We start from the raw sequence: 26,734 nt of genomic DNA on the forward strand, positions 1-26,734 counted from the left end.
CCTGACATAACTATAACCCTCTAGTTGAGGGTGAAGGTTCAGGGCTGACCGATCGAGAGGCATTGACGTGGCAACTCCGCAGAACTACCTAGCAGTGATCAAGGTGGTCGGCATCGGCGGTGGGGGCGTGAACGCCGTCAACCGGATGATCGAGGTCGGCCTCAAGGGCGTCGAGTTCATCGCCATCAACACGGACGCGCAGGCGCTCCTCATGTCGGACGCCGACGTCAAGCTCGACGTCGGCCGCGAGCTGACGCGCGGTCTCGGCGCCGGCGCGGACCCCGAGGTCGGCAAGAAGGCCGCCGAGGACCACGCCGAGGAGATCGAGGACGTGCTGCGCGGCGCGGACATGGTCTTCGTCACCGCGGGCGAGGGCGGCGGCACCGGCACGGGCGGCGCGCCCGTCGTCGCGCGGATCGCGCGCTCGCTCGGCGCGCTCACCGTCGGTGTCGTGACCCGGCCGTTCACCTTCGAGGGTCGTCGCCGCTCCGTCCAGGCGGACCAGGGCATCGAGAACCTGCGCAACGAGGTCGACACCCTCATCGTCATCCCCAACGACCGCCTCCTGTCGATGTCCGACCGCAACGTCAGCGCTCTCCAGGCCTTCCACCAGGCGGACCAGGTGCTGCTCTCCGGCGTGCAGGGCATCACGGACCTCATCACGACGCCGGGCCTCATCAACCTCGACTTCGCCGACGTCAAGTCGGTCATGCAGGGGGCGGGCAGCGCCCTCATGGGCATCGGCAACGCGCGGGGCGACGACCGCGCCGTCCAGGCTGCCGAGATGGCGATCTCGTCACCGCTGCTGGAGGCCAGCATCGACGGCGCGCACGGTGTCCTCCTGTCGATCCAGGGCGGCTCCGACCTCGGGCTCTTCGAGATCAACGAGGCGGCGCGCCTCGTCCACGAGGCCGCCCACACCGAGGCGAACATCATCTTCGGCGCCGTGATCGACGACGCCCTGGGCGACGAGGTGCGCGTCACCGTCATCGCCGCCGGCTTCGACGGCGGTGCGCCGCAGGTCCGCGGCGACGCCCGCGCGCTCGGCCAGGTGGCCGGGGCGCAGCGCCCGGCGACGAGCGCGATCCCGGTCGTCCAGGCGGCGCGCCCGGTGCCCCCCGCGCCGGCCCCGACGACGGGAGCGCACACGCTGCCCCGTCCGGTGGTGCCGATCCAGCCGGAGGCCGACGACGTGCCCGTCACGCTCGACGGGGGCTCGGGCCCGGTCCCCGTCCAGCCGACGCCCGCCCCGACGTTCACGGTGGTCGGCTCGGGCGACGCCGCGAACCAGAACGCCGACGCGGTGCCGGGCGGCCAGAACGCGGGTGTCGAGGTGCCGCCGCGGATCTTCGACGAGGAGCCCGCGCGCCGCAAGGTCGAGGAGCTCGACGTCCCCGACTTCCTCAAGTGACCCGGTGCTGACCCGGGGCCGGACCCGATGAGCACCCGACCGACGTCCGACGGGAGGGGCGGCGTCCTCGACGCCGCCCCTCCCGTCGTGCTCGCCGTCGACCTCGGTCCCGGGGTGCGCGCCGGGTTCACGACGCGCGCGGGTGGTGTCTCGCCGGAGCCGTGGGACTCGCTCAACCTCGGCCTGAACGTGACCGACGACGCGACACGCGTCCGGAGCAACCGTGCGCGCGCCGGCGCGTGGCTCGGGGCCCCGGTCGCCTTCGCCTCCCAGGTGCACGGCACGCACGTCGTGCGGCTGGACTCCCCGCCCCGGGGCGCGGACGGTGCGCCCGTCGACTCCGTGGGCGAGGCCGACGCGGTCGTCGCGGCCGTACCGGGCGTCGGGCTCGGCGTGCTCGTGGCCGACTGCGTGCCCGTGCTCCTCGCGGACGCCGGCGCGGGTGTCGTCGGGGTCGCGCACGCCGGACGGCGCGGGCTCGCGCACGGCGTCGTCCCGGCGGTCCTCGAGGCGATGCGCGCCGCGGGCGCGCGGGTCGGGAACGTCCGGGCCGCCGTCGGGCCGAGCGCGTGCGGGCGGTGCTACGAGGTGCCCGCGACGATGCGCGACGACGTCGCGCTCGCGCGGCCGGCCACGCGGTCCACGACGTCGTGGGGCACCCCCGCGCTCGACCTGCCGGCGGGCGTGGTGGCCGACCTCGTCGCCGCAGGGGTCGAGGACGTCGTGCACGTCGACGCGTGCACGATCGAGGACGAGCGGTTCTTCTCGCACCGGCGCGCGGCGCGCGGCGGGACGACGACCGGTCGCTTCGCCGGGCTCGTGACGCTCGACGCCCCGTGAGGTCCCCCGTTCTCGACCTCCGGGTGAGGTTGAGGACGACGGGCGTGTCGTCCCCTGATCGTCCGACGCCCTCGGTTAGCGTGAACGCACCGGTCCGACGGCCGGTGGACCGACGGATCGATCGAGGACGGAGCAAGGCCCATGGCGGGAGCGCTGCGCAAGACCATGCTGTATCTGGGCCTCGCTGATGATCGCGGCGAGGACGAGCAGGACGAGTACGTCGACGAGCTCGACGAGACGGGGGCGGACGTGTCGCACGACTACCAGGCCCAGGTGACGCCGCTGCACCGCGCGCTCGGACCGCGCGAGGTGCCGCAGACGAGCATGTCGGCCGCCGAGCTGCGCAGGATCACGACGGTGCACCCGCGGTCGTACAACGACGCGCGCGTGATCGGGGAGGCGTTCCGCGGTGGCACGCCCGTGATCATGAACCTGTCGGACATGGACGACGCGGACGCGAAGCGCCTGGTCGACTTCTCCGCCGGCCTCATCTTCGGGCTCCACGGTGCCATCGAGCGCGTCACGAACAAGGTGTTCCTGCTCTCGCCCGAGCACGTGGAGATCACCGGCGAGGAGCAGGCCGCGCCGCCGGCCCCCGGCCGCGCCGGGTTCTACAACCAGAGCTGACGACGTGCGGGGCGCGCAGCGCCCGCCCGGCACGCGCCCGCACACGACAGACGGAGGGACGGACGTGACGACACGTCCGTCCCTCCGCTGCTGTCCGACCCCGCGGCAGGCGTGTCCCGTACCCGGTCGCGGCGCGCGCGTCTGGCACAGTTGACCCGTGATCTGGGACCTCATCACAGGGATCGTCGGATTCCTGCTCTGGCTCTACCTGCTGCTGCTCATCGGTCGGCTCGTGTTCGACTGGGTGCAGTTCTTCGCGCGCGACTGGCGGCCCCGAGGCGTCATGCTCGTGGTCGCCGAGGTGATCTACTCGGCGACGGACCCGCCGCTGCGCGCGCTGCGCCGTCTCATCCCGCCGCTCTCGCTGGGGCAGGTGCGCCTCGACCTGGCGTTCATCATCCTGTTCTTCGCGGTGACGATCGCCGCGCAGATCGTGTCGTCGCTCTGAGACGCACGTCACGTGCCCGGGGCGCGCGCCCCGCCGGCCGTGGTTCGCTACGTCCGGTTCGCCCCGACCGCGACCGCCCCGACGCCGGACCGTCACGTCATCCACACGGGCGCGCGGCGCGCGAACGCGCGGCCGCTCCCGACCCCCACGGGCAATCTCCGCTACTTTGGACTCTGGTGATCGCGAGGTCGCCCGGACCGACACGCAAACGCTATGAGGTGAACCGATGGCACTGCTCACTGCAGAGGACATCCTGAACAAGAAGTTCTCGGCGACGAAGTTCCGCGAGGGATACGACGTCGAAGAGGTCGACGACTTCTTGGACGAGGTGGTGAGGACCCTCAACTCCGTGCAGGAGGAGAACGAGGACCTCAAGTCGAAGCTCGCTGCCGCGGAGCGTCGTATCGCCGAGCTCAGCAGGGCCGACGCGTCCAGCGCTGCGGTGCAGCCCGCCGTGGTCGAGGCGCCCAAGGTGCCCGAGCCGGAGCCCGCCCCGGTGGCGCCGATCTCGCAGGCCGTCGTCGCGAAGAACGGCGCGGAGCCCGAGTCGGCGACCGGCATGCTCCAGCTCGCCCAGAAGCTGCACGACGACTACGTGCGCTCGGGCCAGGAGGAGGGTGACCGGCTCATCGCGGAGGCGAAGGAGGAGGGCACGCGCATCGTGCGCGAGGCCGAGGAGACCTCGCACCGCACGCTGTCGCAGCTCGAGCAGGAGCGCTCGCTCCTCGAGCGCAAGATCGACGAGCTGCGCATCTTCGAGCGCGACTACCGCACGCGCCTCAAGAGCTACCTGCAGAACCTGCTGGGCGACCTCGACAACCGGGGCAGCGCCCTCCCGCCGCGCAGCAACGTCGGCGGGGCGAGCCGGACGAGCGACCTCGCTCCCGGCATCTAGCACCTGCGTCGACCGTCCGGCAGCGGCCGGTACGCCCTCGCACCTGCGTCTTTCCGCCTCGGCGGCCCGGCGTGGTGTGTTGTGCGTACCGGCCGCTGCGTCTACTCTCGCGTGACTCGAACTTGGAGGGGCGACATGACCAAGCTCACCACCGCGGCCCGCACGGCCGTGCGCGACCGATTCCCGAACCTCGCGAAGGACGTCAAGTCCTTCCCCGTGCGCGACGGGGAGGAGCCCTGGACCCTGCGGGAGGCCGAGGAGCTCGCCTCCGAGCTCCTCTCGGAGAAGGAGCGCCTGGAGGGGGAGCTGGCCTCTGCCGACGAGGAGCTCTCCAATCTCCTGCGCCACTCCGGGGACGGGGCGGGGGACGACCAGGCGGACTCGGGCTCGAGCGCCCTGGAGCGGGAGCAGGAGCTGACCCTCGTCAACAACGTGCGCGACCTTCTCGCGCAGACGTCGCACGCCCTCGACCGCATCGCGGCGGGCACGTACGCGACCTGCGAGGAGACCGGGCTGCCCATCGGCAAGGCGCGCCTCCAGGCGTTCCCCCGGGCCAACCTCTCGGTCGAGGCCAAGCAGCGCGCCGAGCGGCGCTGAGCACCGCTCGCGCGGCCGGCGGGGCCGGGACCCGCGCAGAGGTCCGGCCCGACGTGGCAGACTTGCCGCCGATGTCCACCTCCGCGCGCCCCGAGCCCACCGAACCCCCCGACGCCGCCGCCGGCACCGATCCCGGCCGTGCGTCCGGCACCGAGACCGGTACCGAGACCGGCGCCGTGCCGGGTACCGAGGCCGGCACCGCCGCCCAGGGTCCGCGGCGCGTCCTCGTGGTCTGGACCGTCGTCCTCGCCGCCCTCGTCCTGGCTCTCGACCAGCTCACCAAGTGGTGGGCCGAGTCGAGCCTGACGCTCGGTGACGACACGATCCCGCTCCTGGGGTCCCTGCTCGGGCTCCGGCTCATCTACAACCCTGGCGCGGCGCTGTCCATCGCGACCGGGATGACCTGGCTCCTGACGATTGTGGTCGTGGCCGTGGTGGTCGTCATCGTGCGCATGGTGAGCCGGATCGGCTCGCGCGCCTGGGCGGTCGCGCTCGGGCTGCTGCTCGGCGGGGCGCTGGGGAACCTCGTGGACCGGTTCTTCCGGGAGCCCGGCTTCGCGCGCGGTCACGTGGTCGACTTCATCGCCTACGCGAACTGGTTCGTGGGCAACGTCGCCGACATCGCGATCGTCGCCGCCGCGGTGATGATCGCCGTGCTGTCGGTCCTCGGGATCGGGCTCGACGGGACGCGTCACGGTGGCGACGAGAAGCAGGAGGCACAGGCCACGGACGACGTGCCCGAGGTGCCCGCCGTGGTGTTCCGGGCCGACGCGGACCCCGAGTCGGAGGCCGAGCCCGGCCCGACGACGACGGTGCGCGCCGACGGCGAGGACGAGCGGTGAGCCTCCGGTCCCTCCCGGTCCCGGACGGCCTCGCGGGCGAGCGGGTCGACGCCGGGCTGGCGCGGCTCCTCGGACTCTCCCGCACGCGGGCGGCGGAGCTCGCCGCTGACGGCGCGGTCCGTCTCGACGGCCGCGAGGTCGGCAAGTCCGACCGGCTCGTCCCCGGCGGGTGGCTCGAGGTCGACGTGCCCGACGCCGCCCCGGCCGTGGCGGAGGTCGTCGCCGAGCCCGTACCGGGCATGGGCATCGTGCACGACGACGACGACGTCGTGGTGGTCGACAAGCCTGTCGGCGTCGCGGCCCACCCGTCGCCGGGCTGGACGGGACCGACCGTGGTCGGCGCGCTCGCCGCGGCCGGCTATCGGATCTCCACCTCCGGCGCGGCCGAGCGCCAGGGCATCGTGCACCGCCTCGACGTCGGGACCTCAGGCCTCATGGTCGTCGCGAAGAGCGAGGTCGCGTACACCGCCCTCAAGCGCGCCTTCAAGGAGCGCACGGTCGAGAAGGTGTACCACGCGCTCGTCCAGGGACACCCCGAGCCGACCACCGGGACGATCGACGCGCCTATCGGGCGCCACCCCAGCGCCGACTGGAAGTTCGCGGTGACGGCGGAGGGCAAGCCGTCGGTCACGCACTACGAGGTCCTGGAGATGCTGCCCGCGGCGTCGCTCGTCGAGGTGCACCTCGAGACGGGACGCACGCACCAGATCCGCGTGCACTTCTCCGCGCTGCGCCACCCGTGCGTCGGCGACCTCACCTACGGCGCCGACCCGGTGCTCGCCTCCCGCGTGGCCCTGACCCGGCAGTGGCTCCACGCCGTGCGCCTCGGTTTCGAGCACCCGACGACAGGGCAGTGGCTGGAGCTGACGAGCGAGTACCCGGAGGACCTCGCGCACGCGCTCGAGGTCCTGCGCGGGGCGTACGCGTGAGCGCCGGTGCCGCCGCCGGAGCCGAGAGCGCCGGCACGGCTCGGCTGGTCGTCGAGCGCGTGGTCGACGACGTCGGGCTGGCCGCCGCCCACGCGCTGCGGCTCGCGGTGTTCGTGGACGAGCAGGGCGTGCCCGTCGAGGAGGAGATCGACGACCTCGACACCGCGGCGACGACGACCCACGTCCTCGTCCGTGACCGCGAGCAGGGCGGCGACGTCGTCGGCACGGGCCGCCTGCTCACGGACCCGGCGCACCCGGGCGAGGTGCACATCGGCCGGGTCGCGGTGTCCGCGTCCGCACGCGGCACCGGCGCGGGTGCCGCGGTGATGCGCGCGCTGGAGGAGATCGCACTGGCCGAGCACGCGGCGTCGAGCACCGACGGACGGCGCGTCGTGCGCGTCCTGCTCTCCGCCCAGGTCCAGGCGATCGGCTTCTACGAGCGGCTCGGGTACACCGTCTCCGGTCCCGTCTATCTCGACGCGGGGATCGACCACCGCGACGCCGCGAAGACCCTCACGACCGACGCCTGACGCGTTCGCGGACGCGGACGGGGAGCCGTCTCCGGGTCGGCGACGACGACTGTGCGACGTGGCACACCGGAGGGCGCCGAGGGTGCCCGGGGGCGTGGGTGCCGCGACTTAGGATCGGTACATGTCGACCGCCACAGAGGACTTCGTCCACCTCCACGTCCACACCGAGTACTCGATGCTGGACGGCGCGGCGCGGATCGGGGACCTGTTCGACGAGGTCGAGCGGCTCGGCCAGAAGGCGATCGCGACGACCGACCACGGGTACGTCTTCGGGGCGTTCGAGTTCTGGTCGCGCGCGCAGGCCAAGGGCATCAAGCCGATCATCGGCGTCGAGGCGTACATCACGCCGGGGACCAGCCGGTTCGACCAGACGCGCGTACGGTTCGGTCAGCAGGGGCAGGAGTCCGACGACGTCTCGGCGCGCGGCGCGTACACGCACATGACGCTCCTCGCCAAGGACAACGAGGGCCTGCACAACCTGTTCCGGGCGTCGTCGCTGGCGTCGCTGGACGGCCAGATGGGCAAGTGGCCCCGCATGGACCGGGACCTGCTCCAGACCTACGGCAAGGGCCTGATCGCGACGAGCGGCTGCCCGTCGGGGGAGATCCAGACCCGCCTGCGGCTCGGCCAGTGGGACGAGGCCGTGCGGACCGCAGGCGAGCTGCAGGACGTGTTCGGGCGCGAGAACTTCTACGTCGAGCTCATGGACCACGGTCTCGACATCGAGACCCGGGTCACCCAGGACCTGCTGCGCCTCGCGGAGACGATCGGCGCGCGGCTCGTCGCGACGAACGACCTGCACTACGTGCGCGAGGACGACGCGTCGAGCCAGGAGGCGCTGCTCGCGATCAACTCCGGCTCCACGCTCGACGACCCGGACCGGTTCAAGTTCGACGGGACCGGCTACTACGTGAAGTCGGCGGCGGAGATGCGTCGCGTGTTCGCGGAGCTGCCCGAGGCGTGCGACAACACGCTGCTCATCGCCGAGCAGTGCGAGGTGTCGTTCGACACGAAGGCGAACTACATGCCGCGCTTCCCCGTCCCGGAGGGCGAGGACGAGACGAGCTGGTTCGTCAAGGAGATCGAGCGCGGGCTGCACCGGCGGTACCCGGCCGGGATCCCGGACGCGTCGCGTAAGCAGGCGCAGTACGAGACCGAGGTCATCATCCAGATGGGCTTCCCGGGGTACTTCCTCGTGGTCGCCGACTTCATCAACTGGGCCAAGGAGCAGGGGATCCGCGTCGGGCCGGGCCGTGGCTCGGCCGCCGGATCGATGGCGTCCTACCTGATGGGCATCACCGAGCTCGACCCGCTCGAGCACGGCCTGATCTTCGAGCGGTTCCTCAACCCCGAGCGCGTGTCGATGCCCGACGTCGACGTCGACTTCGACGAGCGTCGGCGCGGGGAGGTCATCCGGTACGTCACGGAGAAGTACGGCGACGACCGCGTCGCCCAGATCGTCACCTACGGCACGATCAAGGCGAAGCAGGCCCTGAAGGACTCGGCGCGCCTGCTGGGCTTCCCCTTCGCCATGGGGGAAAAGCTCACCAAGGCGATGCCCCCGGCCGTCATGGGCAAGGACATCCCGCTGTCCGGGATCTTCGACCCGAAGCACGACCGCTATCCCGAGGCCGCGGAGTTCCGCCAGCTCCACGACACGGACCCCGAGGCGCAGCGCGTCGTCGAGCTCGCGCGCGGCATCGAGGGCCTGAAGCGTCAGTGGGGCGTGCACGCCGCGGGCGTCATCATGTCGAGCGACCCGCTCATCGACATCATCCCGATCATGCGCCGCCCCCAGGACGGGGCGGTCATCACCCAGTTCGACTACCCGACGTCCGAGGGCCTCGGGCTCATCAAGATGGACTTCCTCGGGCTGCGCAACCTGACGATCCTCGACGACGCGCTCGAGAACATCGAGATGAACGGCAAGGACCCGATCGAGATCGAGTCGCTGACGCTCGACGACAGGGCGTCCTACGACCTGCTCGCGCGCGGCGACACGCTGGGTGTGTTCCAGCTCGACGGCGGGCCGATGCGCGCGCTGCTGCGCCAGATGAAGCCGGACAAGTTCGACGACCTCTCGGCCGTCATCGCGCTGTACCGCCCGGGCCCCATGGGCATGAACTCGCACACGAACTACGCGCTGCGCAAGAACGGCCTGCAGAAGATCGAGCCGATCCACCCGGAGCTCGAGCAGCCGCTCGCGGAGATCCTGGACGAGACCTACGGGCTCATCGTCTACCAGGAGCAGGTGCAGCGTGCCGCGCAGATCCTCGCCGGGTACTCGCTCGGCCAGGCCGACCTGCTGCGGCGCGCGATGGGCAAGAAGAAGAAGGAGATCCTCGACAAGGAGTTCGTGCCCTTCCAGGCGGGCTGCCGCGAGCGCGGGTACTCCGACGGCGCGATCCAGGCCGTGTGGGACACGCTCGTCCCGTTCGCGGGCTACGCGTTCAACAAGGCGCACTCGGCGGGCTACGGCCTCGTCGCGTACTGGACGGCGTTCCTCAAGGCGAACTACCCGACCGAGTACATGGCGGCGCTCCTGCAGAGCGTGCGGGACGACAAGGACAAGCTCGCCCTGTACCTCAACGAGTGCCGGCGCATGCACATCACGGTGCTGCCGCCCGACGTGAACGACTCGGCGGCGAAGTTCACGGCCGTGGGCAACGACATCCGCTTCGGGCTCACGGGGGTGCGCAACGTCGGCGCCAACGTCGTCGACGCGATCATCCGCACGCGCGAGGAGAAGGGCGCCTTCACGTCGTTCACCGACTTCCTCGACAAGGTGCCGGCCGTCGTCTGCAACAAGCGCACCATCGAGTCGCTCATCAAGGCGGGCGCGTTCGACTCGCTCGGTCACCCGCGGCGCGCGCTGCTCGTCGTGCACGAGCAGGCGGTCGACTCGGTGATCAGCGTCAAGCGCAAGGAGGCCGAGGGACAGTTCGACCTGTTCGCCGACTTCGGTGGGGACGCCGAGGACGGCATGTCGTTCTCGGTCGACGTGCCCGACCTCCCGGACTGGGACAAGAAGCAGCGGCTCGCGTTCGAGCGCGAGATGCTCGGTCTCTACGTGTCCGACCACCCGCTCTCGGGCCTGGAGCACGTGCTCACGCGGGCCGCGGACACCGGCATCGCGAACCTGCTCGCCGACGAGGGCCGGCCGGACGGGTCGACGGTGGTGATCGCGGGCCTGGTCACGTCGCTGCAGCGCAAGATGAGCAAGAACGGCAACCCGTGGGCGGCGGTGACCATCGAGGACCTCGAGGGTGCCGTGGAGGTCATGTTCTTCGGCGAGACGTACCTCGCCTACTCCACGATCCTCGCCGAGGACCAGGTGGTTGTGCTGCGGGGGCGCGTGCGCCGTCGCGACGACACGATGCAGCTCCAGGCCATGGAGGTGTCGCTGCCCGACATCACCGTGGGGGCGGAGTCGCCGCTCGCCGTGAAGGTGTCCCACACGCGCTGCGTGGAGCCGATCATCGTGCGTCTGCGCGAGGTGCTCGCGACGCACCCCGGCTCGGCCGAGGTCCACGTCCAGGTGCTCGAGCCCGGGAAGACCACGGTCGTGCGTGCCGGCGACGGGCTGCGCGTCGAGAAGTCGCCGGCGCTGTTCGGCGACCTCAAGGCGCTGCTCGGGCCGTCCTGCCTGGTCGGCTGACGCGGATGACGGAGGAGGCCGTCGTCGGCGCCGCTCGGGCGTCGTGGGACGACGGCTCGGCGTCGCACCGGTTCCGGGTCGTGCCCGCGGCGTACGTGCTGCTGCGCCGCGGCGACCAGGTGCTGCTGCAGCTCCGGCAGGGCACCGGCTACCGGGACGGGTTCTGGGCCGCGGCGGCGGCCGGGCACGTCGAGCCCGGGGAGTCGGTCGTGGCGGCGGCGGTGCGCGAGGCACGCGAGGAGCTCGGCGTGGCGATCCGACCCGCCGCTCTTCAGCCCCTCACCGTGCTGCACCGCGGCGAGCCCGGCGGCCCGGCGCTCGAGCAACGTGTCGACTTCTTCTTCACGGCCACGGAGTGGGTCGGCGAGGCCGCTCTCCTGGAGCGGGACAAGGCGGCCGACCTGCGGTGGTTCGGCCTCGACGACCTGCCGGACCCCGTCGTCCCGCACGAGCTGCACGTCCTGCGGGCACTCCTTGCCGGCGCCGTGCCGCCGATCATGACCTTCGGGTTCGACACCTGACGCCTGACACCTGGTACCTGACGCGTGAGGCGTGGACGGGGCGTCCGGGGCACGGGCGCCCGCGGCGTCCGGTGCCGGAACCCGTAGGCTCGACGCCGTGATGCGCCTCAACCCGGAACAGCTCGTCTTCGTCACCGAACGCCACCTGGCGACCCTCACCACGCTGCGCGCCGACGGCACACCGCACGTCGTCCCCGTCGCCTTCACGTGGGACGCGGACGCGGGCGTGCTGCGTATCACGACGAACCGCGCCTCGGTCAAGGCCCGCAACGCGCGCCTCCCGGGGGCGGACGGCAACGCGCCGAGAGCCGCGGTGTGCCAGGTCGAGGGAGGCCGGTGGATCACTCTCGAGGGCACGATCGAGGTCGTCGAGGACGAGGACGAGGTCGCGGACGCCGTCGCGCGCTACGCCCGCCGGTACCGCCCGCTCGACCACAACCCCGAGCGCGTCGTCCTCCGTCTCACCCCGGACAAGGTCATGGCGTCGACCTACATGGCCTGACCTGCGCGGCTCAGGCGTCGAGCCGGACGCCCTGGTTCGCCAGCGCCTCGTGGAGCACCGCGTGGCCGTCGTCGAGGCACCACCGGATCGCCGGCATCCCGGCGGCTCGGGCCGCCTCGACGTTGGCGGGCGTGTCGTCGACGAACAGGATCTCGGCCGGCGCGGCCCCGATCCGTCGTGCCGCCCCGACGAAGAACCCGAGGTCCGGCTTGGCCACCCCCAGCGCGTACGAGTAGCAGCTCACGTCGAAGAGCGCGTCGTACCCGAGCGCGTCGCGCATGTGCTCCCCACGCTCACGCTCCTGGTTCGTCCCCAGGTGGACGCCGTACCCGGCACTGCGCAGGGCCTCGACCAGGGCGACGGACTCGTCCACGACCTCGATCCGGTGCCACACGTCGCGGTACACGACGTCGGCGGGCTCGTCGACCCCGTACAAGGCCAGCGCGTCGGCGAGGAAGGGGAGGTAGTCTCCGCCCTCCCCGGTCAGGTACGGCAGCTCGCGGCGCCAGGTGTCGTGCAGGAACTCACGGGCCTGGCTACCGACGTAGGGCTCCATGGCGGCGTACCAGCCGCCCGGGACGTGCTGGAGCACGCCGTCGGCGTCGAGGAGGACGTGTCGGACGGTCATGGGCGAGAGCCTGCCCGCTCCGACCGGGCTCCCGAGCGTGTGTCCGCGTGCCGGGCGCCGTCGCTCAGGCGACGGTCACGCTCTCGGAGCCCTGGGGGTGGTCCACGGAGACGACGTCGCCACGGTGCAGCTGGCGGCCGCGGCGCGTGTCGACCTCGCCGTTGACGCGTACCTCGCCCTCCGTGACGAGCTCGCGTGCCTCGGCCCCGGACTCGGCGAGGCCGGCGAGCTTGAGGAACTGCCCGAGGCGGATGACGTCGTCCGAGATCTCGACGGGGCGGGCGTCGTGAGGCGCGTTCATGCCACCCATTCTCCCCGCCCGCGCCGGGTGGGCGCGACGCGGCGTGCCGCGACCCGCGCGGTGCGACCGGTGGGCGAAACGCCTCGTCGCGGGGTCGCGCGGGCTCCTAGACTCGACCCATGATCACCCGCATCGATCTTCGAGGACGTTCCCTGTCCGCCCGCGAGCTCGTCGAGACCCTGCCGCGCGCAGAGCTCGGCGTCGAGGACGCGGCGCATCGGGTCGCCCCGATCATCGAGGCGGTCCGGGCACGTGGCGCGGACGCCCTGCGGGAGTACGCCGAGCGGTTCGACGGCGTGCGCCCCGAGCACCTGCGCGTCCCGGCGGACGCCCTCGCCGACGCCTTGGCGAGTCTCGACCCGGACGTCCGGGCGGGCCTGGAAGAGGCGATCCGTCGGGTGCGGCTCGTGCACGCCGCGCAGCGCCCGCAGGACTTCACGGTCGAGATCGCGCCCGGTGCGCAGGTCCGCCAGCGCTGGGTGCCCGTGCGCCGCGTCGGGCTCTACGCGCCCGGCGGCCTCGCGGTCTACCCGTCGTCCGTGGTGATGAACGTCGTCGCCGCGCAGGAGGCGGGCGTCCGCAGCCTCGCGGTCGCGTCGCCGCCGCAGAAGGAGAACGACGGCCTCCCGCACCCGACGATCCTCGCGGCGTGCGCGCTGCTCGGCGTCGACGAGGTCTACGCGGTGGGCGGCGCGCAGGCGGTCGCGATGTTCGCCTACGGCGCCGCGGGCAGCGAGCCGCAGGACAGGGACGTGCTGTGCGAGCCGGTCGACGTCGTGACCGGACCGGGGAACGTCTACGTCGCTGCCGCGAAGCGGCTCGTCCGGGGCGTCGTCGGGATCGACGCCGAGGCCGGGCCCACGGAGATCGCGATCCTCGCGGACGGTACCGCCGACCCGGGGCACGTGGCGGCCGACCTCATCAGCCAGGCCGAGCACGACCCGCTCGCGGCGGCCGTCCTCGTCACGCCGTCCGTCGAGCTCGCCGCCGCGGTCGAGGCCCGCCTCGCGGACCTCGTGACGGCCACGAAGCACGCCGCGCGCGTCGCGCAGTCCCTCGCCGGTCCGCAGTCCGCGATCGTGCTCGTGGACGACCTCGAGCACGGTCTCCAGGTGGTCGACGCCTACGGCGCGGAGCATCTCGAGATCCAGGCCGACGGCGCGGCAGCGGTGGCCGAGCGCGTCACGAGCGCGGGCGCGATCTTCGTCGGCCCGTGGTCGCCCGTCTCGCTCGGCGACTACATGGCCGGCTCGAACCACGTGCTCCCGACCGGCGGCTGCGCGCACTTCTCGAGCGGCCTCGGGGTGCACAGCTACGTCAAGGCGGTCCAGGTCATCGAGTACGACCGCGAAGCCCTCGAGGAGCTGGCGGACCGGATCGTCGCCGTCGCGAACGACGAGGACCTCCCCGCGCACGGCGAGGCGGTGCGGGCGCGGTTCCTGTGACGGTCGAGCGCGAGGACCGCGCGCCGGTGCGGCGCGCGGTCCCGCGCGACGCCGACGACCTCGTCGCCCTGCGCGTCCACCTGATGCGTGCGATGGGGGAGGCGGACGCCGAGGACGGGGTCTGGCAGCACCGGGCCAGGGAGTGGTTCGCCCGGATGCTCGCCTCGGACGACGTCGTGGCCTTCGTCGTCGACGGACCGGGCCAGGTCGAGGCGTGCGCGCTCGTCGAGCTGCACCGGTCGGTGCCGTCCGCGCGGAACCCGCACGGCACGACGGCGCACCTGTCGAACGTCTGCACGGTGCCCGGCGCGCGGGGGCAGGGCTTCGCGCGCGCGTGCGTCGACGCGGCCCTCGACTGGGCACGTGCGAGCGGCGCCGACTCGGTCTCCCTCCACGCCACGGCCGACGGCGAGTCGCTGTACCGCACGCTGGGCTTCGTCGACACGACCTACACGGAGCTCCGCCTGCGGTGGTGACGCGCTCTCGCCGCCTCAGCGCACGCCGAGGACGAACGGGTGCACCGCTGCCGCGCCCGCCTGCCGCAGCAGGCGCGCCGCGACCGTGAGCGTCCACCCCGACTCCGTGTAGTCGTCGACGAGGAGCACGCGTCGCCCGGCCAACCCGGCCCGTGCGCCGTCCGAGAGCTCGAGCTGAAGGCGGCCGGCGACGCCCGCGAGGCGCGTCGCGGAGTTCACGTCGTGCCGACCCGGCTCCTCGCGCCCCGGGACGGGACCGACGGCGCCGATGAGGGGCTTGCCGAGGTAGCTCGCGAGCCCGTTCGCGAGGTGGAAGGTGAGGCGCGGGCGGGTCGCGGAACGCACCGCGACGACGCCGTCGACGAGGAGCCGACGCTCCGGCGCGCTCGCGGCGCCGTCCTCGCCGGCGTCCGTCGCGGGCTCGGTCTGCGGGGCGGCCTCGTACAGCTCCGGCCACTCGTCGAGCACCCGTGCTGCCGCGCGCCGGAGCGCAACGGGCGTATCGCCGTCGGGCGTCGCGGGGGCGAAGAGCTCGCGCAGCGGGGCTGACCAGCCGAGCCCGTCGAGCCGCGCGACGGCGCGCCCGGTCTCCGCGAGCTCGTCGGCGCCGAGACGACCGCGCAGGTCGAGCCCCAGGCGGTCCATGCCGCTCGGCCACTGGCGGCGCGCGACGACCTCGACCCCGGGCCGGTCCATGTCGGCGCGCGCGGCGGCGACGGCCTCGGCGTCGGGCAGCGCGGGCAGCGTCACGCCGCCGCACGTGTCGCAGCGCCCGCAGCGCCACCCGTCCTCGAGCTCCGGGTCGTCGAGCGCGGCGCGCAGGAACGCCATGCGGCACCCGTCCGTCGCCTCGTAGTCGAGCATCGCCTGCTGCTCGGCGGTGCGGGTCGCGTCGACGCGCTCGTACCGCTCCGCGTCGTACGACCACGGCCGCCCCGTGGCCTCCCAACCGCCCTTGACGCGCCGGACCGCGCCGTCGACGTCGAGCACCTTGAGCATGCCCTCGAGGCGCGAGCGCTTGAGGTCGACCTGCGTCTCGAGCTGCGCGACCGACTGGGTCCCGCCCGTGCTCAGCGCGTCGAGCGTCGTGCGGACCTGGGCCTGCGGCGGGAACGCGGTCGAGGCGAACCACTCCCAGATGCGCCGGTCCTCCTCGCCGGGCAGCAGCACGACGACCGCGGAGTCCACGCCACGGCCCGCGCGCCCGACCTGCTGGTAGTAGGCGATGGGCGAGCTCGGCGCGCCGAGGTGCACGACGAACGCGAGGTCGGGCTTGTCGAACCCCATCCCGAGCGCCGAGGTGGCGACGAGCGCCTTGACCCGGTTCTCCTTGAGGTCCTCCTCCAGCCGCTCGCGCTCGGCCGGGTCGGTCTGACCCGTGTACGAGGCGACGGCGAGCCCCGCCGCGCGGAGCTGGCTCGCGACCTGCTCGGCGGCGGAGACGGTGAGGCAGTAGACGATGCCCGACCCGTCGACGTCCTGGAGCGCCTCGACGAGCCACGCCACGCGCGTCGGCTGGTCGGGCAGGCGCAGGACGGCGAGGTGCAGGGACTCGCGGTCCAGCCCGCCGCGCAGGACGAGCACGTCCTCGTGGCCCGCCTCGCCGGCTCCGGGGACAGCACCGGACGCGTGCGCCGCGGTGACGCCGAGCTGCTCCGCGACGTCCGCGGTCACGCGTGCGTTCGCGGTCGCGGTCGTCGCGAGCACGGGGATGCCCGGCGGCAGGTCGGCGAGGAGCGTGCGGATGCGCCGGTAGTCGGGACGGAAGTCGTGGCCCCAGTCCGAGATGCAGTGCGCCTCGTCGATGACGACGAGTCCGGCGTCGGCCGCGAGCCGCGGGAGCACCTCGTCACGGAAGCCGGGGTTGTTGAGCCGCTCCGGCGAGCACAGCAGCACGTCGACCTCGCCGGCCGCGATCGCCCGGTGCACGTCGTCCCACTCGGTGACGTTCGCGGAGTTGATGGTCACGGCCTTGATGCCGGCCCGGGCCGCGGCCGAGATCTGGTCGCGCATGAGCGCCAGGAGCGGGGAGACGATGACGGTGGGCCCGGCGCCGCGGTCGCGCAGCAGGCGCGTGGCCACGAAGTACACGGCCGACTTGCCCCACCCGGTGCGCTGCACGACGAGCGCACGCCGCCGGAACGCCACGAGCGCCTCGATCGCGCGCCACTGGTCCTCGCGCAGCGCGGCGTCGTCGCGCCCCACGAGCGCGCGCAGCGCCGTCTCGGCGTCCTCGCGCAGCGACTGCCCGTCGAGCAGGCCGCGCAGCATGGCGAGCTTGGCCCGCTTGGCCGCCTCCCCGCCGTCGGGCACGGGGGTCGGTACGGCGCCGTCGCCCGCCTCCTCGCGCGGCTCCGGTGCCGCGTCCGGCGCGGGCACCGACGGCGCGGGCCCCGACGGCGCGTCCCCCGCCCACGGGTCGCCGTACGGGTCGGCGGGCTCGTCGAGCGGCGGTGCGTCGGCCGGGTCGAAGGGCAGGTCGGCGTACGGGTCGGTGGGGCTCACCCGCACGATCGTAGGCGCACCCGCCGACGCTCGGGTCGTCGTGCACAGGCTGCGGCTCGCGAACCCGGCACGGGTTCGCGAGCCGCCGTGACGGACCGCGTGGACGCTCAGGAGCGCATGTCCATCACGACACGACCGTCGATCCTGCCCTCCTCCATCTCGGAGAAGATCGCGTTGATGTCGTCGAGCGGTCGCACCGTGTACGTCGGGCTGATCTTCCCGCGCGCGAAGAAGTCGAGCGCCTCCGCCATGTCCTTGCGCGTCCCGACGATCGACCCGCGCACGGTCAGCCCGAAGAGCACGGTCGTGAAGATGTCGAGCGGGAACTTCTCCGGCGGGAGGCCGACGAGCGAGACCGTGCCCCCGCGGCGCAGCGCGCCGACCGCCTGGGGGAAGGCGTGCGCGTTGACGGCGGTCACGAGGGCGCCGTGGACGCCGCCGCCCGTCTGCTCCTGGATCTCGGCCGCGGCGTCGGGCGACGTGGCCGCGTTGACCGTGACCTCCGCGCCGTGCTTGCGCGCGAGCGCGAGCTTCTCGTCGTCCACGTCCACCGCGGCGACCCGGCGGCCCATCGCGACCGCGTACTGGACCGCGATGTGCCCGAGGCCGCCGATGCCGGAGATCAGCACCCACTCGCCGGGCTGGGTGTCCGTGACCTTGAGCCCCTTGTAGACGGTGACGCCGGCGCACAGGATCGGGCCGACGGCGGAGAGGTCGACACCGTCGGGCACCACCGGGCAGTAGCGCGAGTCGACGAGCATGTACTGGCCGAACGAGCCGTCGACCGAGTAGCCGCCGTTCTTCTGGTTGGGGCACAGGGTCTCCCAGCCCGTCTCGCAGTACTCGCACTCGCCGCACGCGCTCCACAGCCACGCGTTCCCGACCGTGTCGCCGACCCGGACGCGGGTCACCTGGTCGCCGACGGCGACGACGGTCCCGACCCCCTCGTGGCCGGGCACGAACGGGGGAGCGGGCTTGACCGGCCAGTCGCCGTGCGCGGCGTGCAGGTCCGTGTGGCAGACGCCGGTGTAGTCGACCCGGACGAGCGCCTCGTGGGGCCCGGGCGACGGGACCTCGACCTCGTCGACGCTGAGGGGGTCCGTGAAGGAGTGGACGACGGCGGCACGCATGGTGGGCATGACGATCACCTCGGATCCTCGGGGAGAGTGGCGGCCGGACCGTGCCGGCGGTCCCGCCTCGTCCTCGACGCTACGCGTGCGGGCACCCGTCGTCGCGGCGAGGGGGCGGTCTGGACGACTCACGACCCTGCGGCTCGCGACCTTCGCCTCTCCACCACGAGGGCGAGCGTCCCGGCGACCACGACGACCCACTCGCTCACCGCGGCGAGCACCTGCTGCGTCCCGCCCACGGTCTCGTTCACGCCGAAGAAGCCCACGGTCGCCGAGAGGTAGAACGCGGCGAGGGTCAGCGCCCCGAAGCCGACCGCGCCGAGGAGCGGGAGCCAGTGCCGCCACACGAGGACGAGAAGGCCGAGGACGAGCCCCGCGACGGCGTTGAGCGCGAAGAGCGGGCCGACGACGTCGATGTCGCGGTAGCCCTCGACGAAAAGCACGAGGTGGACGTCGGCGGAGAGCAGCAGTCCGGCGGCGGTCAGGCCACGCAGGACCCATGCGCCCAGCGCACGTCCTTCCCGGAGGGGCGGGGTCGGCGGCCCCGTGGTCTTGGACATCGTCGTCTCCTCCGCTCGCGCGGTCGGGGCGCGGGCTCCTGCACCCCGGTGCTTCAATGGAACCGCCGACGGCGGCGTCTCGCGCGCCGGGCGACCAGGACGGGTCGACGGGCTCGTCCGTCCACGCACCGCGCAAGGAGGCCGGACATGGACGCACCGCACCCCGCGGTCCCCGCCGAGGACACCCTGCGGTCCGAACCCGTCCCGCGCGGCCCGCTCGGAGCCACGCGGCGCGTCGTCCTGGCCGGGTCGGGAGCGGGTGCCGCGCTCGCCCTGCTCGCCGCGTGCGGTGGCGAGCCGTCGGGGACGACGGACGGAGGCACGAGCGGCGCCGGCGGTTCCGGGGGCGGCGAGGCCGTCGTCGAGCCGGGACAGGCGCTCGCGAGCGCCGACGACGTCCCGGTCGGCGGGGCGCTCGCGGTCACCGTCGACGGCGCCCCGCTGCTCGTCACGCAGCCCGAGGAGGGCACGTTCGCGGCCTTCAGCGCCATCTGCACCCATCAGGGGTGCACGGTCGCGCCCGGGGACGGCGAGCTCCTCTGCCCGTGCCACGCGTCTCGGTACGACCTGGCGACCGGCGCGGTGCTGGGCGGCCCCGCGCCGTCGCCCCTGCCCGAGGTGCCCGTGACGGTCGACGGCGGCGAGGTCACCTCGGCCTGAGCGGCGGCCGGCCCCGCACGGTCCGGGTGGTGGCGTGAGGCGCCGCTGCCCGCGTGCCGGACGTCACGGACGTCGGTGCGCGCACGGTTCGTAGACTGTCCGGGTGACCCCACCCTCCGTCGCGGGACGGCCCCTGCTCCCGCTGCGCCCCGAGCTCGCCGGCGTCGAGCCGTACGGCGCGCCCCAGCTCGACGTCCCGGTCCTGCTCAACGTCAACGAGAACCCGCACGCGCCGAGCGAGGCCGTCGTCGCGACGATCGCCCAGGCCGTGCGCGACGCCGCCGCCGGCCTCAACCGCTACCCCGACCGCGACTTCCTCGGGCTGCGGGCCGACCTCGCGGCGTACCTGGGCACGGAGTCCGGCGTCGTGCTGGGCGCCGAGCAGCTCTGGGCGGCCAACGGGTCGAACGAGATCATGCTCCACGTGCTGCAGGCGTTCGGCGGCCCGGGCCGCACCGCGGTGTCGTTCGCGCCCACGTACTCGATGTACCCGGAGTACGCGCGCGACACCCACACGGCGTGGGTCGTGGGACGGCGGGCCGAGGACTTCACGCTCGACCCGGAGCACGTGCGCGACGTGATCGCGCGCGAGCAGCCCTCGGTCGTCCTGGTCGCGAGCCCCAACAACCCGACCGGGACGGCGCTGCCTGCCGCGACCGTCGAGGCGGTGTGCGAGGCGGCGCTCGCGGTCCGCGTCCCGCTCGCCGACGGGCGCGAGGCACCTGCGGTCGTCGTCGTGGACGAGGCGTACGGGGAGTTCCGCCGTGCCGGCACGCCCTCGGCGCTCGAGCTGCTCGACCGGTACCCGAACCTCGCCGTGACGCGCACGATGTCCAAGGCGTTCGCGCTCGCGGGCGCCCGGGTGGGCTACCTCGCGGCGTCGCGCGAGCTCGTCGACGCGCTCCGGGTCGTCCGGCTCCCGTACCACCTGTCGGCCGTGACCCAGGCGGTCGCCCGCGCGGCCCTCTCGCACTCGGCGGAGCTGCTCGCGCAGGTCTCGGCGCTGCGCGAGCGCCGTGACGAGACCGTCGCGTGGCTGCGCTCGCTCCGGCACCCGGACGGGCGCGCGCTCGCGGTCGCGGAGTCCGACGCGAACTTCGTCCTGTTCGGCACGTTCGACGACCGGCACGCGGTCTGGGCGGGCCTGTTGGAGCGGGGCGTGCTCATCCGGGAGACTGGTCCCGACGGCTGGCTGCGGGTGTCGATCGGCACCGGCGAGGAGATGCGGGCCTTCCGACAGGCCCTCGTGGAGGTGGCAGGACTGTGAAGCGCACCGCGCGCATCGAGCGCGCGACGTCCGAGTCGAGCGTGCTCGTCGAGCTCGACCTCGACGGCACGGGACGGACGGAGATCTCGACGACCGTCCCGTTCTACGACCACATGCTCACGGCGCTGGGCAAGCACTCGCTCATCGACCTCAAGGTCGTCGCGACGGGCGACACGCACATCGACGCGCACCACACCGTCGAGGACGTGGCGATCACGATCGGCGAGGCGCTGCGCGTCGCGCTGGGCGACAAGGTCGGCATCGGCCGCTTCGGCGACGCGACCGTGCCCCTCGACGAGGCGCTCGCGCTCGCCGTCGTGGACGTGTCCGGGCGCCCGTACCTGGTGCACTCGGGCGAGCCCGAGGGACAGGAGTACCACCTCATCGGCGGGCACTTCACGGGGTCGCTCACGCGGCACGTGCTGGAGTCGATCGCGCACCACGCGGGGATCTGCATCCACGTGCGCGTCCTCGCGGGCCGGGACCCGCACCACATCGTCGAGGCGCAGTTCAAGGCGCTCGCGCGCGCGCTGCGCGCCGCGGTCGCGCCGGACCCGCGCGTCGAGGGCGTCCCGTCCACGAAGGGAGCCCTGTGAGCACGCACGACGACGACGCGCTGGACGGCATCGAGATCCCGGACGACCTCTCGTCCCTGACGGGACCCGCGCGGCCGGACCTCGTCGCGCTCATCACGCAGATCGCCGGGGCCGAGCCGCTCGCCGCGGCGTGCTCGCTCGCGCAGGTCGAGGCCGACGTCGTGCCGACCGACGTGGGCGCCGTCGCGGTGCTGCGTGACACGGCCGGCGACGCGCCCGCGCGCGCCGCCGCCGCGCTGACCACCCTGGTCAAGGGCGTGCCGCTCGTGCTCGTCGTGCGCAGCGGCGAGCAGCTCAGCATGACGCGCTGGGCCGACGGCGCGGCGGGCGACCAGCTCGCCCCGGGCCTCGTGCTCGGCGGCGCGCCCGAGGCGCTCGAGGACCTGCTCACCGGCACGACGGCGCTCGCCGACCTGGACGGGGTCGTCGCGAGCTCGTCCATCTCGCGCTGGAAGGCGATGCGGCTGCTCACGTCCGCCGCGCGCCGGGCCCGGAAGGACGGCGCATGAGCGAGGCAGGACCCGGCGGGACGTCGGGCGGGCGGCGCCCGTCCGTCGTCGTGCTCGACTACGGGTTCGGCAACGTCCGTTCGGCCGTGCGCGCGCTCGAGCGCGTCGGCGCGGACGTCGAGCTCACCGCGGACCGGGGCGCGGCGCAGGACGCCGACGGGCTCGTCGTCCCCGGCGTCGGCGCGTTCGCCGCGGTCATGGCGGGCCTGCGCGGCGTCCGCGGCGACGAGATCGTCGGACGGCGGCTCGCCGGCGGGCGGCCCGTGCTGGGCATCTGCGTGGGCATGCAGGTCATGTTCGACCAGGGCGACGAGCACGGCACCCTGACCGACGGGCTGGGGGAGTGGGCCGGTCTCGTCGACCGGCTCGAGGCCGAGGTCGTGCCCCACATGGGCTGGGACACGGTCGACGTGCCCACGGGCAGCGTGCTGTTCCGCGGGGTCGAGGACGAGCGCTTCTACTTCGTCCACTCCTACGCCGCCCGGTCCTTCACGACGGGACAGGACCTGCCTGCGGACTCGCCGGTCCGGCGCCCGCTCGTCACGTGGTCCGACCACGGGGGGCGGTTCGTCGCCGCCGTGGAGAACGGGCCGCTGTCCGCCACGCAGTTCCACCCCGAGAAGTCCGGCGACGCGGGCGCGACCCTGCTCGAGAACTGGGTCCGCTCGCTCTGACCGACCGCGCGCCCGGTGCACATCGCCCCGCGCGCACCACCCGGCGCGACAGCGACGCGCCACCGACACCGATGGAGAACCCCGTGACCGACCGCCTCGTGCTGCTCCCCGCCGTCGACGTCGCCGACGGCCAGGCCGTCCGCCTCGTCCAGGGCGAGGCCGGCTCCGAGACCTCGTACGGCGACCCGCTCGCCGCCGCGCTCGACTGGCAGTCGGGCGGTGCGGAGTGGATCCACCTCGTGGACCTCGACGCCGCATTCGGCCGCGGCTCCAACGCGGAGCTGCTCGCCGACGTCGTCGCGCGCCTCGACGTCCAGGTCGAGCTCTCCGGCGGGATCCGCGATGACGCGTCGCTCGAGCGTGCGCTCGCCACGGGCGCGCGCCGCGTCAACCTCGGCACCGCGGCGCTCGAGAACCCCGAGTGGACGGCGAAGGTCATCGCGGAGCACGGTGACGCGATCGCCGTCGGCCTCGACGTGCGCGGCACCACGCTCGCCGCGCGCGGGTGGACCCAGGAGGGCGGCGACCTGTGGGAGGTCCTCGACCGCCTCGAGGCCGCCGGGTGCGCGCGCTACGTCGTCACGGACGTGACCAAGGACGGCACGCTGCGCGGGCCGAACATCGACCTCCTGCGCGACGTCGCGGCGCGCACGGAGGCGCCGGTCGTCGCGTCGGGCGGCATCTCCAGCCTCGCCGACCTCGAGGCGCTGCGCGCGCTCGTCCCCGCGGGCGTCGAGGGCGCGATCGTGGGCAAGGCCCTCTACGCGGGTGCGTTCACGCTGCCCCAGGCGCTCGACGTCGCGGGCCGGCCGTGACGACGGGCCCGGACCCCGCGGGGAAGGCGCTGCCGCCGTCCTCCGGCTTCGCGGGCGACGACGGGTCGGCCGACCCGGCGCTGTCCGCGCTGCTCGCCGCCTATGCCGCGGGCTCGGCCCCGCTGGCCGAGGTCGTCGCGCGGCTCGGCGAGACGCGCGTCCTCGTCCCGATCCTGGCCGAGCTCGAGAGCGCGGGCGAGGGAGAGCACGGGCACACCGTCGACAAGGAGGCCTCGGCCGGCGTCGTCGCGATCGAGGCGCCGGACGGGCGCCGCGCGCTCCCGGTGTTCACCTCCGTCGCGGCGATGGCGGCGTGGCGCGCGAGCGCGCGGCCCGTCCCCGTGGACGCGCGCCGCGCGGCGCTGTCCGCCGTGAGCGAGGACTGGTCGCTGCTCGTCCTCGACCCGGGCGGCCCCGTGACCGCGCTCGTGCCGCGCCCGGCCGTGTGGGCGCTCGCCCAGGGCAAGGAGTGGTCGCCGGCGGTCGTCGACGACGCGGTGGACCCCGAGGTGCTGGCCGCGGTCCAGGCTGCGCTCGCCGGCATCCCGCACGTCGCGCGGGCGTGGGCGGAGCCGGGGCGGCGCGCGGAGGTCGCCGTCGTGCTGCGCATCGACGCCGGGCTGGACCGGGCGGGCCTCGACGCCGTGCTCGGGCAGGTCAACGGCGCGCTCGCGAACGACGCCGTCGTGTCCGAGCGCGTGGACGGCCTCGAGCTGCGGGTCGGCCGGGCGGACTGACCCCCGCGGGTCAGCGACGACGCAGGCGGCTCAGGCCCCACGCGAGCGCGGCCGAGAACGCGACGACGGCGCCGAGAGCCTGCCCGCCGAGGATCACGCGGTTGAGGTCGAGCGCGGGCTGCCAGCGCACGCCCGCGTCGTCGACGACGTAGACGCCCTTGGCGACGACACGGACCCCGAAGCCGCCCCCGCCTCCCGAGCCCTCGCCGCCCGCCTCGCCGCCGGCGTTGCCGGACCCGGGGTCGGACGACGCGCCCGTGCTCGGTGTCGCGGCCTCCTCGCTCTCCGCGGGCGCGGCCCCGATGCGGCGACGCCAGTCGGCAGCCCCCTTGCCGGACAGCTCTCCCGCGCCGGAGCCCCAGCCCGAGCCGGTGCCGCCCCAGACGGTGGCGACGGGGATGACGAGCGTGCCGTCGCGCTCGTAGGACTCTCCGAAGACGCGACGCACGGTGAGCGTGTCGCGTGCTGCGTGGGTGATGTGCGCCGGGTCGACCGGGGACGTGTCCGAGCTCGCGTGTGTGCTCATGGCAGGAAGGGTAGACCTGCGGTCCCGGGTGCGCGCGGGGTGCGGTGCGGCGGGTCGTGCCGGGCCGCCGCACCGTCCCGACGGGCTCCCTGCAGGAGTGGTCAGGCGTCGCACTCCGGGAGGGCCGTGAACGCCGACTCGTCGCCGAGCATCGTCTGGAGCGTGCTCACCGGGACGAGCAGCGACTTGTCGGTCGACGTCTTCGCGTAGACGACGCCGATCACCTCGCCGGCGTCGTTGAGCGCGGCGGAGCCGGAGCTCCCGGGCTCGACCGGGGCGTCCGTGACGAGCACCTCCCCGAGGTTCTCGTGCAAGGGGTCCGTCGTCGTCCCGATCACGGAGCCCTGGGTCACCGTGAGCCGGCCGCCCTCGGGGTAGCCCACGACCGTCACCGGGTCGCCCGGCGCCGGGTCGGCCGCCGCGAGGGTCGGGGCCGACGGGAGGTCCTCCGACGTCCGGACGATCGCGAGGTCCGCGAGACCGGCCACGCTCGCGGTCTGCGCGGCGATGTCGCGGCCGTCGTAGGTGAGGAGCTGCAGCGAGCGCGACGAGTCGACCACGTGCTTGTTGGTGATGAGCGTCCGGGAGTCGACGGCGAACCCCGAGCCGGTCGAGAGCCCGTCGCAGCGCACGTTGCGGATGCGCACGGCCATGCGGCGGACGGCGTCGAAGCCGTCCGCCGAGAGGTTCTCGGACCCCGCGGGGTCGTCGGGGGCGACGAGCGACGGCACGACCGTGTCCGGCACGGGCTCGGGGAGCTCGGGCAGCACGCCGCACGCCGCGAGCGAGCCGGCGAGCAGGAAGACCGAGACGAGCGACCCGACGACGCGCCCGACGACGCGCCCGACGGCGGCCCTGGCGACGGTCGCTGCGGCCGGCGCGGTGCTGCGGCGCGTCATCCCGCGAGCTCCTGCTGGAGCTGCGCGTTCGCGTCCGTGGCCTCCTGGCACAGCAGGTCCACCTGGTCGGCGAAGCGCTCCAGGTCCGCGGGGTCGTACGCGTCCCGGTTGTTGAGGTAGCCGATGAGCTGGGTCTGCGCCGTCGTGCACTGACCGAGCGCGGCGGCGACCTTGCCCGCCGCCTCGGAGACCCGGCTCTGGTAGTCGAGGTACTGCTGGGACGCCTCGTTCTCGTCGCCGAGCTGCGCCTTCTCGTTGGCGAGGTCGCTGATGCGGTCCTGCGCGGCGGTGAGCTGAGTGCGCGCGGACTCGAGCTCCGCGTTCGCACCGTCGAGCTCGGTCTGGAGCCGGGCGACGTCCTCGCCGAGGCCGCGAGCCTCGCCCTCCCAGTCCGCGCTCGACTCCTGCCACCGCGTCGTGGTGACCCACAGGTAGGCGCCCACCCCGAGCGCGGCCGCGAGGAGGAGGGACAGCACCACGATCGCCACCACGGCGCGGCGGCGGCGCGGCGGCGCCGACGCCTCCCCGGCGGCGGGCGGCGCTCCGTCCGGTCCCGGTGCGCCGACTCCCCGGGGGACGGTGGCCGCCGGGACCGTGCCCGCGCCGACGACAGGCGACGTGCCGGGGGCCGTGCCGCGGGGGGCCGCGGAGGCCGGGGTGAACGAAGGCAGCCCACCGGCCGACGACGGTGCGCCCGGGACGGGGGGCGGCGTCGTTCCCCGCGGGACGCTCTCCGGCCGGGCCGCCGACGGTGGCGGACCCTGCGGCGGCAGGTGGGACGTCCCGTGCGGCGGCGGCACCGGGGGAGTGCTCAACTCACGGCGCCCGTGTACTTCTCGCCCGGGCCCTCGCCCGGGGCGTCGGGGTAGACCGACGCCTCGCGGAACGCGAGCTGGAGCGAGCGCAGCCCGTCGCGGAGCGAGCGGGCGTGCTGGTTGCCGATGTCGGGAGCGCTCGCCGTGACGAGCGCGGCGAGCGCGTTGATGAGCTTGCGCGCCTCGTCGAGGTCGAGGTGGCCCTGCTCCTGCGCGTCCTCGGCGAGCCCGCACTTGACGGCCGCGGCGCTCATGAGGTGGACGGCCGCGGACGTGATGACCTCCACGGCGGCGACGTCGGCGATGTCGCGCACCGCGTCGGTGGCAGGGTCGGGCACGGCGGCGTTCTCGGTACTCATGGCGACCATCTTTCCATCCGACGGCGGGGGAG

30 protein-coding genes are annotated in these 26,734 nt (G+C 73.9%); 21 read left to right on the top strand and 9 right to left on the bottom strand.

Translation table 11 applies throughout. The annotated features are described in order from the left end of the window. Nucleotides 1-67 precede the first annotated feature (67 nt). The 12 genes from ftsZ to JOE63_RS10635 all read left to right on the top strand — a co-directional run bounded on the left by ftsZ (nt 68) and on the right by JOE63_RS10635 (nt 11,800). Nucleotides 68-1,411, top strand: coding sequence for a cell division protein FtsZ (ftsZ, locus tag JOE63_RS10580; RefSeq protein WP_087471816.1), 1,344 nt, complete (start codon nt 68-70; stop codon nt 1,409-1,411). A gap of 27 nt (nt 1,412-1,438) precedes the next feature. Further along, nucleotides 1,439-2,251: a peptidoglycan editing factor PgeF gene (gene pgeF / locus JOE63_RS10585; RefSeq protein ID WP_204541214.1), complete on the top strand. Its 813-nt coding sequence runs from the start codon at nt 1,439-1,441 to the stop codon at nt 2,249-2,251. Between the two features lie 141 nt (nt 2,252-2,392). Continuing rightward, nucleotides 2,393-2,878 (top strand): cell division protein SepF, encoded by a 486-nt coding sequence (locus JOE63_RS10590; RefSeq protein WP_087471818.1) that lies wholly within the window; start codon nt 2,393-2,395, stop codon nt 2,876-2,878. 157 nt (nt 2,879-3,035) lie between these two features. Next, nucleotides 3,036-3,326: a YggT family protein gene (locus JOE63_RS10595; protein ID WP_231581904.1), complete on the top strand. Its 291-nt coding sequence runs from the start codon at nt 3,036-3,038 to the stop codon at nt 3,324-3,326. A 226-nt stretch (nt 3,327-3,552) separates the two neighbouring features. Further along, nucleotides 3,553-4,221, top strand: coding sequence for a DivIVA domain-containing protein (locus JOE63_RS10600; RefSeq protein ID WP_087471819.1), 669 nt, complete (start codon nt 3,553-3,555; stop codon nt 4,219-4,221). Between the two features lie 135 nt (nt 4,222-4,356). Further along, nucleotides 4,357-4,818, top strand: coding sequence for a TraR/DksA family transcriptional regulator (locus tag JOE63_RS10605; protein ID WP_087471820.1), 462 nt, complete (start codon nt 4,357-4,359; stop codon nt 4,816-4,818). Nucleotides 4,819-4,889: 71 nt separating this feature from the next. Further along, nucleotides 4,890-5,660, top strand: a complete 771-nt coding sequence (locus JOE63_RS10610) for a signal peptidase II (RefSeq protein ID WP_204541217.1) — start codon at nt 4,890-4,892, stop codon at nt 5,658-5,660. Beyond that, the gene (locus JOE63_RS10615) at nt 5,657-6,589 is read left to right on the top strand and encodes an RluA family pseudouridine synthase (RefSeq protein ID WP_087471822.1); all 933 of its coding nucleotides are present in this window, start codon (nt 5,657-5,659) and stop codon (nt 6,587-6,589) included. The genes JOE63_RS10610 and JOE63_RS10615 overlap by 4 nt, the downstream gene beginning before the upstream one ends. After that, nucleotides 6,586-7,119 (top strand): GNAT family N-acetyltransferase, encoded by a 534-nt coding sequence (locus JOE63_RS10620; RefSeq protein WP_307840029.1) that lies wholly within the window; start codon nt 6,586-6,588, stop codon nt 7,117-7,119. Before JOE63_RS10615 ends, JOE63_RS10620 begins: the two co-directional genes overlap by 4 nt. A gap of 121 nt (nt 7,120-7,240) precedes the next feature. Continuing rightward, nucleotides 7,241-10,777 carry a DNA polymerase III subunit alpha gene (gene dnaE / locus JOE63_RS10625; protein ID WP_204541220.1) on the top strand — a complete coding sequence of 1,179 codons (3,537 nt, stop codon included), beginning with the start codon at nt 7,241-7,243 and terminating at the stop codon, nt 10,775-10,777. 5 nt (nt 10,778-10,782) lie between these two features. Then, complete coding sequence (locus JOE63_RS10630) at nt 10,783-11,298, top strand: NUDIX hydrolase (protein WP_204541223.1); 516 nt, start codon at nt 10,783-10,785, stop codon at nt 11,296-11,298. 97 nt (nt 11,299-11,395) lie between these two features. Then, a complete protein-coding gene (locus JOE63_RS10635; RefSeq protein WP_204541226.1) occupies nt 11,396-11,800 on the top strand; it encodes a pyridoxamine 5'-phosphate oxidase family protein in 405 nt (134 codons plus the stop codon). A gap of 10 nt (nt 11,801-11,810) precedes the next feature. Here the strand turns inward: JOE63_RS10635 and JOE63_RS10640 are convergent, their stop codons facing one another. Both JOE63_RS10640 and JOE63_RS10645 read right to left on the bottom strand, forming a co-directional pair. After that, nucleotides 11,811-12,428, bottom strand: a complete 618-nt coding sequence (locus tag JOE63_RS10640; RefSeq protein ID WP_204541229.1) for an HAD family hydrolase — start codon at nt 12,426-12,428, stop codon at nt 11,811-11,813. A gap of 64 nt (nt 12,429-12,492) precedes the next feature. Continuing rightward, nucleotides 12,493-12,729, bottom strand: coding sequence for an RNA-binding S4 domain-containing protein (locus JOE63_RS10645; RefSeq protein ID WP_374059022.1), 237 nt, complete (start codon nt 12,727-12,729; stop codon nt 12,493-12,495). Nucleotides 12,730-12,848: 119 nt separating this feature from the next. On the opposite strand from JOE63_RS10645, the gene hisD reads away from it, so the two are divergent. Both hisD and JOE63_RS10655 read left to right on the top strand, forming a co-directional pair. Next, a complete protein-coding gene (gene hisD / locus JOE63_RS10650) occupies nt 12,849-14,174 on the top strand; it encodes a histidinol dehydrogenase (protein ID WP_204541235.1) in 1,326 nt (441 codons plus the stop codon). Further along, a complete protein-coding gene (locus JOE63_RS10655) occupies nt 14,171-14,650 on the top strand; it encodes a GNAT family N-acetyltransferase (protein WP_204541239.1) in 480 nt (159 codons plus the stop codon). Before hisD ends, JOE63_RS10655 begins: the two co-directional genes overlap by 4 nt. Nucleotides 14,651-14,665: 15 nt before the next feature. Here JOE63_RS10655 and JOE63_RS10660 read toward each other — a convergent pair whose 3' ends face one another. The 3 genes from JOE63_RS10660 to JOE63_RS10670 all read right to left on the bottom strand — a co-directional run bounded on the left by JOE63_RS10660 (nt 14,666) and on the right by JOE63_RS10670 (nt 18,845). Next, nucleotides 14,666-16,921, bottom strand: coding sequence for a RecQ family ATP-dependent DNA helicase (locus JOE63_RS10660; RefSeq protein ID WP_204543636.1), 2,256 nt, complete (start codon nt 16,919-16,921; stop codon nt 14,666-14,668). 341 nt (nt 16,922-17,262) lie between these two features. Continuing rightward, on the bottom strand, nt 17,263-18,294 hold the full coding sequence (gene adhP / locus JOE63_RS10665; protein WP_204541242.1) for an alcohol dehydrogenase AdhP: 1,032 nt from the start codon (nt 18,292-18,294) through the stop codon (nt 17,263-17,265). A gap of 119 nt (nt 18,295-18,413) precedes the next feature. Beyond that, a complete protein-coding gene (locus tag JOE63_RS10670) occupies nt 18,414-18,845 on the bottom strand; it encodes a hypothetical protein (RefSeq protein ID WP_204541245.1) in 432 nt (143 codons plus the stop codon). Between the two features lie 147 nt (nt 18,846-18,992). Here JOE63_RS10670 and JOE63_RS10675 point away from each other — a divergent pair, with 147 nt between their 5' ends. From JOE63_RS10675 to JOE63_RS10705, 7 genes are all read left to right on the top strand, one after another. After that, nucleotides 18,993-19,505 carry a Rieske (2Fe-2S) protein gene (locus JOE63_RS10675; RefSeq protein WP_087471831.1) on the top strand — a complete coding sequence of 171 codons (513 nt, stop codon included), beginning with the start codon at nt 18,993-18,995 and terminating at the stop codon, nt 19,503-19,505. A gap of 103 nt (nt 19,506-19,608) precedes the next feature. Further along, nucleotides 19,609-20,772 (top strand): histidinol-phosphate transaminase, encoded by a 1,164-nt coding sequence (locus JOE63_RS10680; RefSeq protein ID WP_204541248.1) that lies wholly within the window; start codon nt 19,609-19,611, stop codon nt 20,770-20,772. Continuing rightward, nucleotides 20,769-21,368, top strand: a complete 600-nt coding sequence (gene hisB / locus JOE63_RS10685) for an imidazoleglycerol-phosphate dehydratase HisB (protein ID WP_021482124.1) — start codon at nt 20,769-20,771, stop codon at nt 21,366-21,368. Before JOE63_RS10680 ends, hisB begins: the two co-directional genes overlap by 4 nt. Beyond that, on the top strand, nt 21,365-21,877 hold the full coding sequence (locus JOE63_RS10690; protein ID WP_204541251.1) for a hypothetical protein: 513 nt from the start codon (nt 21,365-21,367) through the stop codon (nt 21,875-21,877). The genes hisB and JOE63_RS10690 overlap by 4 nt, the downstream gene beginning before the upstream one ends. Then, complete coding sequence (gene hisH / locus JOE63_RS10695) at nt 21,874-22,551, top strand: imidazole glycerol phosphate synthase subunit HisH (protein WP_204541254.1); 678 nt, start codon at nt 21,874-21,876, stop codon at nt 22,549-22,551. The genes JOE63_RS10690 and hisH overlap by 4 nt, the downstream gene beginning before the upstream one ends. An 83-nt stretch (nt 22,552-22,634) precedes the next feature. Then, nucleotides 22,635-23,366, top strand: coding sequence for a bifunctional 1-(5-phosphoribosyl)-5-((5-phosphoribosylamino)methylideneamino)imidazole-4-carboxamide isomerase/phosphoribosylanthranilate isomerase PriA (gene priA / locus JOE63_RS10700; RefSeq protein ID WP_087472915.1), 732 nt, complete (start codon nt 22,635-22,637; stop codon nt 23,364-23,366). Next, a complete protein-coding gene (locus tag JOE63_RS10705) occupies nt 23,363-24,103 on the top strand; it encodes an SseB family protein (protein WP_087471835.1) in 741 nt (246 codons plus the stop codon). The genes priA and JOE63_RS10705 overlap by 4 nt, the downstream gene beginning before the upstream one ends. 10 nt (nt 24,104-24,113) lie before the next feature. Here JOE63_RS10705 and JOE63_RS10710 read toward each other — a convergent pair whose 3' ends face one another. From JOE63_RS10710 to JOE63_RS10725, 4 genes are all read right to left on the bottom strand, one after another. Continuing rightward, nucleotides 24,114-24,629, bottom strand: coding sequence for a hypothetical protein (locus tag JOE63_RS10710; protein WP_157759619.1), 516 nt, complete (start codon nt 24,627-24,629; stop codon nt 24,114-24,116). A 101-nt stretch (nt 24,630-24,730) separates the two neighbouring features. Further along, nucleotides 24,731-25,528 carry a S1C family serine protease gene (locus JOE63_RS10715; protein WP_087471836.1) on the bottom strand — a complete coding sequence of 266 codons (798 nt, stop codon included), beginning with the start codon at nt 25,526-25,528 and terminating at the stop codon, nt 24,731-24,733. After that, nucleotides 25,525-26,007: a hypothetical protein gene (locus JOE63_RS10720; RefSeq protein ID WP_264031549.1), complete on the bottom strand. Its 483-nt coding sequence runs from the start codon at nt 26,005-26,007 to the stop codon at nt 25,525-25,527. The genes JOE63_RS10715 and JOE63_RS10720 overlap by 4 nt, the downstream gene beginning before the upstream one ends. 332 nt (nt 26,008-26,339) lie before the next feature. Beyond that, entirely contained in the window at nt 26,340-26,711 is a 372-nt protein-coding gene (locus tag JOE63_RS10725) for a DUF1844 domain-containing protein (RefSeq protein WP_374059024.1), read from the bottom strand. Nucleotides 26,712-26,734: the final 23 nt, after the last annotated feature.

It is taken from the genome of Cellulosimicrobium cellulans, assembly GCF_016907755.1.
In the GTDB taxonomy this organism is placed as follows: Bacteria; Actinomycetota; Actinomycetes; order Actinomycetales; family Cellulomonadaceae; genus Cellulosimicrobium; species Cellulosimicrobium cellulans_D.